Source organism: Saccharicrinis aurantiacus (genome assembly GCF_001660705.2).
Lineage (GTDB): Bacteria > Bacteroidota > Bacteroidia > Bacteroidales > Marinilabiliaceae > Saccharicrinis > Saccharicrinis aurantiacus.
In genome coordinates this window covers 47,820-57,877 of the sequence record NZ_LYBV02000019.1, presented here as the reverse complement: position 1 = coordinate 57,877, position 10,058 = coordinate 47,820, and the positions used below count along the sequence as shown (strand labels likewise).

General features: G+C 32.8%; 7 protein-coding genes. 3 read left to right on the top strand and 4 right to left on the bottom strand.

Annotated elements, in window-relative coordinates:
• Nucleotides 1-233 precede the first annotated feature (233 nt).
• Nucleotides 234-2,219 carry a Helicase associated domain protein gene (locus A8B35_RS07315; RefSeq protein ID WP_075602639.1) on the top strand — a complete coding sequence of 662 codons (1,986 nt, stop codon included), beginning with the start codon at nucleotides 234-236 and terminating at the stop codon, nucleotides 2,217-2,219.
• A gap of 217 nt (nucleotides 2,220-2,436) precedes the next feature.
• On the opposite strand, the gene A8B35_RS23860 is transcribed toward A8B35_RS07315, so the two are convergent.
• Nucleotides 2,437-2,634, bottom strand: a complete 198-nt coding sequence (locus A8B35_RS23860; RefSeq protein WP_075602638.1) for a helix-turn-helix transcriptional regulator — start codon at nucleotides 2,632-2,634, stop codon at nucleotides 2,437-2,439.
• Nucleotides 2,635-2,776: 142 nt separating this feature from the next.
• On the opposite strand from A8B35_RS23860, the gene A8B35_RS07305 reads away from it, so the two are divergent.
• Entirely contained in the window at nucleotides 2,777-3,073 is a 297-nt protein-coding gene (locus tag A8B35_RS07305) for an MATE family efflux transporter (protein ID WP_075602637.1), read from the top strand.
• Nucleotides 3,074-3,742: 669 nt separating this feature from the next.
• Entirely contained in the window at nucleotides 3,743-5,674 is a 1,932-nt protein-coding gene (locus A8B35_RS07300; RefSeq protein ID WP_083634359.1) for a PKD domain-containing protein, read from the top strand.
• 114 nt (nucleotides 5,675-5,788) lie between these two features.
• Here the strand turns inward: A8B35_RS07300 and A8B35_RS07295 are convergent, their stop codons facing one another.
• Genes A8B35_RS07295 through A8B35_RS07285 form a run of 3 tightly spaced genes read right to left on the bottom strand, consistent with a single transcriptional unit; the run spans nucleotide 5,789 to nucleotide 9,870 of the window.
• Nucleotides 5,789-6,826 carry a sensor histidine kinase gene (locus tag A8B35_RS07295; RefSeq protein WP_075602635.1) on the bottom strand — a complete coding sequence of 346 codons (1,038 nt, stop codon included), beginning with the start codon at nucleotides 6,824-6,826 and terminating at the stop codon, nucleotides 5,789-5,791.
• Nucleotides 6,826-7,962: an FIST signal transduction protein gene (locus tag A8B35_RS07290; protein WP_075602634.1), complete on the bottom strand. Its 1,137-nt coding sequence runs from the start codon at nucleotides 7,960-7,962 to the stop codon at nucleotides 6,826-6,828. Before A8B35_RS07290 ends, A8B35_RS07295 begins: the two co-directional genes overlap by 1 nt.
• 3 nt (nucleotides 7,963-7,965) lie before the next feature.
• Nucleotides 7,966-9,870, bottom strand: coding sequence for a PAS domain S-box protein (locus A8B35_RS07285; RefSeq protein ID WP_075602633.1), 1,905 nt, complete (start codon nucleotides 9,868-9,870; stop codon nucleotides 7,966-7,968).
• Nucleotides 9,871-10,058 lie beyond the last annotated feature (188 nt).

Below are 10,058 nucleotides of genomic sequence, written 5' to 3'. Positions count from 1 at the left end.
CTGTTGCACGGCTGCAGGAAGCTTGCATCAAACAAGATCCCAAAGCACCTGACGCCTATGAGAAACAAGCCCACATCACTCTAATTTTTAGGGTACTTAAAGCGGTAAACGTTTACTAAATGTTTATATATTTGGTTTTTGTTAAATATATCACATACTAGTGGGGTATATATAGTTGTATTGTATTTTAAAAACAACCTCGTAGAACGTTAGCTACCTAATAAACTGAAGTTATGATAGTTGAATTTATAGGACAAGGAATACATTCTGAAGATTATGAAACTACAGGGAATCATGTATGTTCTGCTATCAATGATTCTTCATTTACTCAGATTACTGTTTTTGTTGCATTTATAAGGAAACCAGGTCTAATATACCTTAAGCCATTTATTGAAAAAGCACTCAAAGAAGGACGTGAACTAACTTTTTATGTTGGAATAGATGAATGTGTAACCTCTAAAGAGGCTTTGGAGTTATTACTGTCTTTAAATGTTCAGACATATATATATAATTCAGACCGATATATTTATCATCCCAAAATTTATTTATTTGAAGGCGAACGAAATAGAATTATAACAGGTTCATCCAACTTGACTAAATCGGGTTTGTTTTATAACGTTGAATCATCGATTCTTTTGGATTTTACAAATAACGATAAAAGTGGAATAAAGGTATTAAATCAACTGAAAGAGTATTATGCTCCTTTGTTAGATTTCTCAGATTCAAATATTGTAGTTTTATCCCCAGCGTATTTGCAGGAACTTGTTGAGAAGGAACTTGTTTCAATTGAAAATTATGAGGGAAATTCAGAAGGAAAATCAAAAACACATGATAAATCAAAGCCTAAAGGGAAGAATCCTGAAATTCCTGAATTAGGGACAATTGAAATTAAAGACAACAAACCACCTAAGAAATATATATCAATTTTAAAAATAACAGAAGAATATCTGGAAAAGTGGGATTTTATGTTTGTTAAAATGCAAGCTTTTCAGAAAGATAATAATCATTGCACCGTTCCGAAAGACTACAAGGATAGAACATTATATGGTTGGTATCGGAAGCAGAAACAATTATATGAGGCAAACTTAATGCCTGAAGAACATCAACAAAAATTGGAAAGCATTAATTTCTATTTTGGCGATAGTCATCCATTATTTTGGGAAAGGAAATGGCTAGAAAGTTATAATCAGCTATTTGAAATATATAAACAAACGGGAGATAGCAATATTAAAAGATATAAGGACAATACTCATCCTCTGTTTTATATATCAAATTGGGTGGCTATAGAAAGAGGCAAGTACAAGAATGAAAAATTAAAGCAATGGCAAATTGAGAAACTAGAAAATATAGGTTTTCAATGGGACATGAGTGGTGTTCGAACGATCAACAATGAAGATGGCTGGCTGGACAACTTAGCGTTATTGGAGCAATATAAATTAGAGTTTGGTGATTGCAATGTTTCACAAACTTTTAAAGATGAAAGATATCCACAGCTCGGTAAATGGTTAAACGATCAACGAGACCATTATAAAAAAAAGAGAAAGATTCTTTCCCAGGATAGAATAGAGCTATTGGAAGAACTTGGAGTAGTTTGGGATATGGATGTTTTCAAATTTCAAAAATTTATAGACCAGCTTTCCAATTTTAAAATTGATAATGGAAATTTTAATATTTCTTCAAGTTATAAACCTAATCCATCCTTAGGAAATTATGTATATCGTATAAAAACGAAAGGGGTAAAAGAAGAATGGAAGATTAAAATGCTACATGATATTGGGTTCTTTGAAATTGGGACTCAAAAGAAGAAAGATAAGCAAGGTCATATCACAACCTTATGGTTTAAAAAACTAGAAAAATTAAAAAAGATACCTAATCCCAATCTAAACAAAGACGATAAAGAATACCCTGAATTAGCTGCTTGGGTTCATGGTCAACGAAGAGCATTCAGATATGGCAAATTGAAAGATGAGCAAATAGTTGAATTAGAAAAGTTAAGAGTTAAACTTCCAGCTACAAGTAAAAAGTCAAAACGTTGGCATGACTATATTGAATTGATAGAATTGTTTATAGAGGAATATGGAGATGCCGAAATCACTAGAGAATTTGACGAGGAGTTATATAAATGGATTTCCCAGCAAAAGACCAATTATAGTGTTGATAAACTAAGAAAAGAAAAGGCTGATAAGTTGATTGAACTTGGAATCTTAAATAAAAAATGAATACATAATCGAGTAGAGCGCCGCTAGGCCATTAGTCTAGCGTAGAACATCTCACACCACAACTTTTTACTGCATAAAAGTATGTACAGTTCTCCTATACGGCATTTCTTACATCATGGGGAACAGTGTATTTGTTTTAGTAGGTAAAGAAGAAGTCATTCCATTATACAATGAAGCTCTGCTCATAACAAATCAAGTTTGAACCAAAGCAATACAGCTAAATCCCCGCAATATAATTGCTCAAACTATCCTCTCTATTTAAATTCAGCTTTTTACGTATTCTCGATCGGCTCATGTGCACACTATTCTGCGATATACCCAAAATTTGAGCCATCTCTTTACTATCAAAGTTAAGCTTAATAAGCGCACAATGTTTAAGCTCAGTAGGGGTTAGCCCTGGAGCAATCTCTAGCAAACGCTCATAAAACTGATTGTTTATTTGCGTAAACCTATCATGAAAATCGTCCCATAATTTTTTGCTGTTTTGCTCGTATTTATGCGCAAGGCTTTTGTGTTTATCTTTATCATTTTCCTTTACAAAGTCTAGTAACTCTTCTATGGTATGTGCGTTTGCATTAAGTGTGTTTGTGCGTCTTGATGGTTTAGCGGCTTATGCAGTTATTAACCACTTTATATTTGTAAGCAAAATGGTAGGTTACGCATCAAGTGATGCTTTAAAGCCATTAGTCAGTGTCAATTGGGGAGCTTGTGAGTATAAACGCATTTATTTTATACACTCAGGTATAGCCTTTGTGATGGTTTTTGGCACATTGTTAGCTACATTATTATATATCTTCCCCGATTTACTGATTAGTATTTTTATTGATAGTGGTAATACTGAAGTTTTAACATAGTAAAAACGGGTATTCGTTTTATAATTCCACTATTTCTTATTTATGGTATAAATATGATAATGACTGCCTATTTAACTTCTTTCCATAAACCATACTACGTTTTTACAATTCATTTATTATAAAATTATCACGATAGATACAAAAAGAATAAGATAAGTATGATCTATGTTATTTCTTTCTTTAACACCAAGTCTCACTGAAAATCAAACCATCACTCTCGAAATTTCCCTACAACATTAAACAACTTTTATAAAAAATATATGCTATTGAATTAAGGTTCGGAGTTCTTGAATATAGTATATCGCATTGAAAAGGATTTTCTTCTATACTGCCAATTATTATTCATTTATATTGTAAGATGAACATATGAGTATCAATTTTAGATTTACTTTTTCCCAAAATAAGTAGACGCTTTTTGAAAGTCTATCTAGTCCTTCAGGATTAATTCATTTTCTCCTGCTAGAGTGTTTTACTTTTCTGATAATACTTACGGCAGTAATGCCTTTCATTAATAAATTTATATTTCTATAAAATGTACGCTTATTAATATCCATTATGTGTGCTAAGTATACTTTTAGAAGGAGTAATACCAAATGCTTTAATCAATCATTTGATGATGTTTTTGGTATAAGAGAGATATTCTGAATATTAGTAATTAATACACATAAAATGAATCTTAAATTTCTACCGAAAAAAAACTACGCAGTCCTAGTTTTAATATTTCTGATGGCGACTTCAATAGCAACTATCAAGGCCCAATACTATCCGACTTCCGATCCAACAAACTCAGAGGGCTGGATCTTAAATAACGAAATATCCGACGAATTTAACGGCACCGAATTAAACAAGAACAAATGGTGGATATTAGGCGAGAATGGCGATTATCGCAATAAGTGGAAAGGACGTGCACCTGGTCAATTTGCCCCGCATAATGTGAAAGTAGAGAATGGCGAACTGGTTTTAACTTCTCAATGGGAACCTGATTTTGCCTTTGCCAACGAAATGCATGAAGGTACTTGGTATGGTGGTTCAACAACTGCTGCGGATAAATCAAAACCCATCACACAAGCCTGTATTTTAAGTGAGCGCTTCTTTCGTTATGGATATTTAGAAGTACGTTGTAAGGCGGCTGATGCACCTGTTACCAATGCTTTCTGGACTACGGGTTACCACTCAGAAATTGACATGACAGAGAATTACGGAAAGCGACCAATTGGTAATCCTGAAAACAAACCTGAAGAATTAGAACGAAAATACAGAACAAATATGATTAGCTGGGACCCAGATAAATCAGCCGATTATAAACCTTGGAAGAACGAAGAAGTTCTTGATGTTCGGGTAGCAAGCGATTATTATGTATATGGTTTTGAATGGGGCAAAGATGAAGTTAAAATTTACTTTAACGGAGAGTTACTGCGAACTAAACCACGTACAGAGCTTGAATCCACAGAAGCGTGGGCACATAACAATGCACAAGAAATGTGGATTGACTCCGAAGTGTTTTCGTGGTACGGATTACCAAGTATGCAAGATTTAGCCAACAACGCTGGCGAATACAAAATTGATTACGTGCGTTTGTGGCAAAAAGAAGTAGAAGGTCCATATTTTGATGCATTAGGTTTCGAAGGTCCCTTTTACTTTCAGGGGCGCAGTCAAAATTGGTGGGCTGCAAATTCTACTCCATGGCGCATGAAAACTGATCAAGTAGCCGGTGGTGATTTAAGCCTTCGTTGGAAACAAACAGCGGCAATTTCATCCAACCAAACTATCTGGTCGCCATATGGCTCATTAGATTTACCATCAGGGGCCAATACACTCACCTTTAAAATTTGGAAAGATGCCAGCGCTAATGTGAATGAAATATCCTTTATTCTGAATAAGCCATGGGCTAAGATTGATTTTGATATTTCAGGTATTGAAACGGGCAAGTGGGTAAGTTTATCCAAGACTTTTTCACGCAATGGTGCATCCGATCCTAGTATCACTAATGGTGATAGAATTGGTATTCAGGTGGTATCAGCCAATGTAAGTGGAAGTAATAACTTATTTTATATAGATAATCTTGAGTTTGAAAACCAGAATACACCAATTTTAGTTCCAGAAGCTTCTTTTACAGCCGATGCAACAACTGGCAAAGCTCCGCTTAAGGTTCAGTTTACGGATGAAACAGAAGGAATGCCAACAGCATGGGAATGGGATTTTGATAATGATGGTACCATTGATTCCAACGAGCGTAATCCTAGTTTTACATATGATACACCTGGTAATTATAGCGTAAAGTTAACAGTTACCAACGATAATGGATCAGATACCAAGCTAATTGAAAATTACATTGTTGTGGATGAGGAAACTAGTGTTGGTAAAATAGAAGATAGTTTGGTGAGTGTATACCCTAATCCAGCATCTGATTATATTAATATAGATTGCCAGTATGCTGATGTTGTTCAATTATATTCCTTATCGGGTAGTTTACTTAAGGAAGGCAAATTATATAATTCAACCATTAGAATGCCAATAAATAATATTCAAAAAGGTGTTTACATGTTAAACCTTTTGTCAAAGAATAATATAATTTATACAAAGAAGGTTGTGATATTATAAGTCAATTCTATTTTTTATATCATAAAAACGAATTACTTAAAATGGGATATTCTTAATAGACTAGAATATCCCATTTTTAATGGATCAAGAGTTTAGTTAAAGCCAATAAAATATTTACTTAGGTAGAGTAAAGAAAAAAGTAGTATTTAAACCCACTTCACTCTGTAGCCAAATTTTACCACAATACAAATCAATGATCCTCTTAACAATTGCTAAACCAATACCAGTAGCGGTAGCATCATCATCTATCTTTTGGAATATTTCAAATATTTTTTCATGATATTCGGGTTTTATTCCTTTTCCATTATCTGAGATATAGAATTCCCACTCTGTATTTTTGTCTATAACTCCTATCTGTATTAATCCTTCTTTATTAACAATATTCTTAACTGCGTTATCTATAATGTTTCTAAAGAGTTTGAAAAATAGATTTTGATTCCCTTCTACAGTGGGTAATTTACCTACTATTCTTACTTCTGTTTCATCAGGAATTGCTAGTTTGTTTGTAATATCATCAATTAATCCTTCAATATCTATAAGATTCTTTTTAATATTTACTGCATCTATTGTTGAATATTCTAATATCCCCGAAATTAGCGAGTCCATTTTTTCTAAGTTCTGAAGAATTAGTTCAAAGTGGCTTGTGCATGTACTATCAATTTGGTCCTTATTGTCATCCATAATCCAATTTATCACTGAATTAACATTTCTAAGCGGAGATTTAAGGTCGTGAGAAACCATATGTGCATATTCTGATAATACTTGATTGCGTTTCTCTAAATTTTTAAGTAATTCCTCGCGTTCCTTACTCACCATTGCAATTTCTTTAGATTGCTGTTTTATATAGGTGGCAACTTCAGTAAGTTCTAAATTATCATTTGGATTGTGGGTAGATTTTAAATTAAGAGTTTTAACAATTTGTTGGATGTTTTGTATGGTTTCTTTATTTGTATCAGCCTCCTTCCTTAGTTTTTGATTGGCACTAAATAACTCATCAGAACTTATTTTCATAGCTCTTTGAGTCATTGAAATTTGATCTTCGTAATTTTCATACGAGCTATTTATAGCCTCAAGAAGATTCTGGATAGCCTTGTCTTCCAGAAGTTCTTTTGAGAGGTTCTTCTTTATTTGTCTTTGAAGTAAACGATTCACTATTCACTTATTAAGGTTAGGGTCATTGTTTGATTGTGTAATTCGCAAGAAGTTTCTCCTTGGAAAGGAGCCATCTCACCGTATGAATAGAATCCTGCTACAGGAACTTGTAGTCCAATAACATCTCTAACTTCATCAATTTCGTCTTGCACCCGTTGGTCTAATACAATTTTTCTTCCTATGCAGCTTACCAAAAAAGCAAATTCAGGTTCCTTTTTGCGATCTGTCATTGCTAATTTAGCAGCTTCGTAGGCTCCAGATTCAATGCCGTTTAAAGAGGCCATCATGAGTTGTACTCTTGAGCCTACAGGTACATCACCTGCTAATATCATAGAATTGTTTTCACGGTCAATGTTTAATATAGTTCTTACTACTGCCTTACTCTTACCTTGTGCTACTATATTTAAAGGGTATAATAACGAAGCTTGTGGAAGTTCAGAAGCTTTATCGCCTAAGTATTTGCTATATATATCCAAAGCAGGTGTATCATCAATTTTATAGAGAATATTCTCCTTAGAATCAGTGATTATTCTTTCAGGGCCAAAGGTACTCCAACCACCTACACTGGCAAAAGAGAATTCTAAGTTATCTCCATAAAAACCTATTGCAATTACTTCTCCTTCTTTTGGGTTTTCATTATAAGAGGCTAAAGTAGTTTCAAAGCGCGAACCATCGCCACATAAACCGCCTGTTATAACAGTATTGTTATGGAGATCATCTTCTAAACCAGCAATTAGAGAGCTACCATTTACAAAACTGCCTTCAGATATAATAATTAAGTGTTTAAGATTTTCTTTCGGGAATGTTTTGGTTAAGGCATTGCCCAAGGCTTTGGCATCCTTATTATAGTCAAGAATATTATCACGATTAATAATATAATTGCTTTTTTCAAATTCAATCATTGTTACTGAGATTGAATCATCAAATACTTCCCCTTCAATAATTTCACCAGACGTAGAGCCAAATACAATATTATCGTAAGGGAATTTTGCTTTTATCTCATTATATATGTTGGTGTTTTCTAATAGTTTTCTTCCCCCAAAAACCATTACCAATGGATTATTTAATTCTTGATTTTCAGTAATAAAAATCCATTCTGAGGTTGAAGACTTCTTATATGCTTGAACTACTTTCATAATTTATTTTTTAATGCTAAAGAAAAATGTTGTTCCAATACCTAATTCACTTTCGAGCCAAATCTCACCATCGTACATGTCAACTATTTTTTTTACGATATTTAAACCAACTCCTGTAGATCTTTTATGTTTTCCTAAGGAACTAAAAATATCAAATATTCTTTTTTGATCTTTTTTAGCGATACCTATTCCATTATCTTTTATTGAAAAGATATAATGACTAAGATTTTCTGTCCATTTTATTTCTATTAAACCAACCTCTTTATCAGTATAGTTTACTGCATTACTAAGGATATTTTGAAATAATTGTTGTATGCGTGTTTCATTGGCATTTATGGAAGGAAGATTCTCAGCAACTTTTATCTCTATATTGTCAGGACAATAAACCATGCTTACAACATTATTGATGAGAGTGTTCAAATCTAGAACTTCATTTTTAATTACACCTCGTTCAATACTTGAATATTTTAAAATATTATCAATTAAATGATCCATCTTTTCCACCTTATCTTGCATTAGGTTAAGGTTTGTAAGTCCATCATTTCCGAGTTTCTCTTCAAAATCCTCAATCGTCCAGCTTAACAAAGCATAAATACCTCTTAGTGGTGATTTTAAATCATGCGCAACAATGTGAGCGTATTCATTTAGCTGTTCGTTTTGCTCAGAAAGACTTTTTAATAAATCTTCTTTTTGATGTTCTAATTTTTTCTGATTGGTAATATCCAAGCATATTGCAATTGAACCCTCAACTTCATTACTGTCGTTATATTTAGGCGCGGCGCTTATTAACCAAGTACATTCTTTACCGCTTTTATGGGTTACTTTTAATTCGTAGGCACCTGAAACACCCTTTGCTCTTTGAGCGACGTGATCACGAAAAGAAGCAATTGATTCAGCTGGCATAAGGAGAGATGCTTGTTGTGAAAGCAATTCTGCTGAGGTATAGCCTAAATTATTGCTCAAACTATCATTAGTATAAACAATTTTACCAAGGTTATCAATTTCAACTAAACCTAAATTCATATTAGCTATAATATTACCATATTTGTCGGTTTCGGTGAGTAATACTTCTTTAGATTTCTTATTATGGGTTATATTCTCATCTATAATAAAATATTGAGATAGTTTACCATTTTTATCAAATATGGGTTGGCCAGAGGTATTTACCCAATAGGAGGTTTTATTTTTTCTGTAATTTAGTATTTCGCATGCGTACGGTTTATTTACTTTTATTTGTCCTTTTAGATAGTTTAAGGTTTCCGCAGACGTATCTATGCCGCTAAGTAATTTATTAGGCTTTTTCCCTATTATATCTTTAATTGTATAGCCTGTTATTTCACAAAAGCTTTTGTTAACCCATTCTATACAACCGGTACTATCAGTAATAATAATTGAATTAATAGAGTTCTCAATAATATCAGAAAGTTTACCTAATTTGTTTTTCTGTTTATTCAAGTTATAGAGCAATTCTTCCATGTCGTTGCTTGCCTGCTGAAATACTTCCACTGCTGTAAAAATATCTGATGTAGAATCATGAAAAGAAAAATCATTTAACTTAAGTTTCTTGTTCATAAGCTTGCGTATACAATCAGACCTCAATGAAATGCAAAACAACAAAAGATCACCACCTTCTATTTCCTCGATATAACCTTTTAAAATGAGTTCTTTGTTTTTCTTAAGGCATAACTCTATGGTCTGTTCAGAAGGAGTAATATTATTGCCGTTTATATTTTGATCAATGATAGGGTAACTAGCTGTAAAAAGGTCGTATACATTTTGCCCTTCTACGTTAGGTATTAGTTTTTGCAAAGTATGACCATACGATTGTATGATTAATGATTTGTCTGTTAGAATGTAGAAAGGAAATAACCGATCTACTTGCGTTTTGTGAAATAAGAGTTGTTCCAAGGTTATAAGTTTTTGTTAAATATTAACTATTGAAAGATTCTAATATCTTGTTTGTCAGCCTTTAAATTATAAAAAAATAATTACAAACAATTATTTATTATAAAATAATGTAATAATCATTTGAAAAATTTTGGGTGCAGTTATGAGTTTTTTAATAGGATTCTTGCATGCTCATATTAGTGTGAATA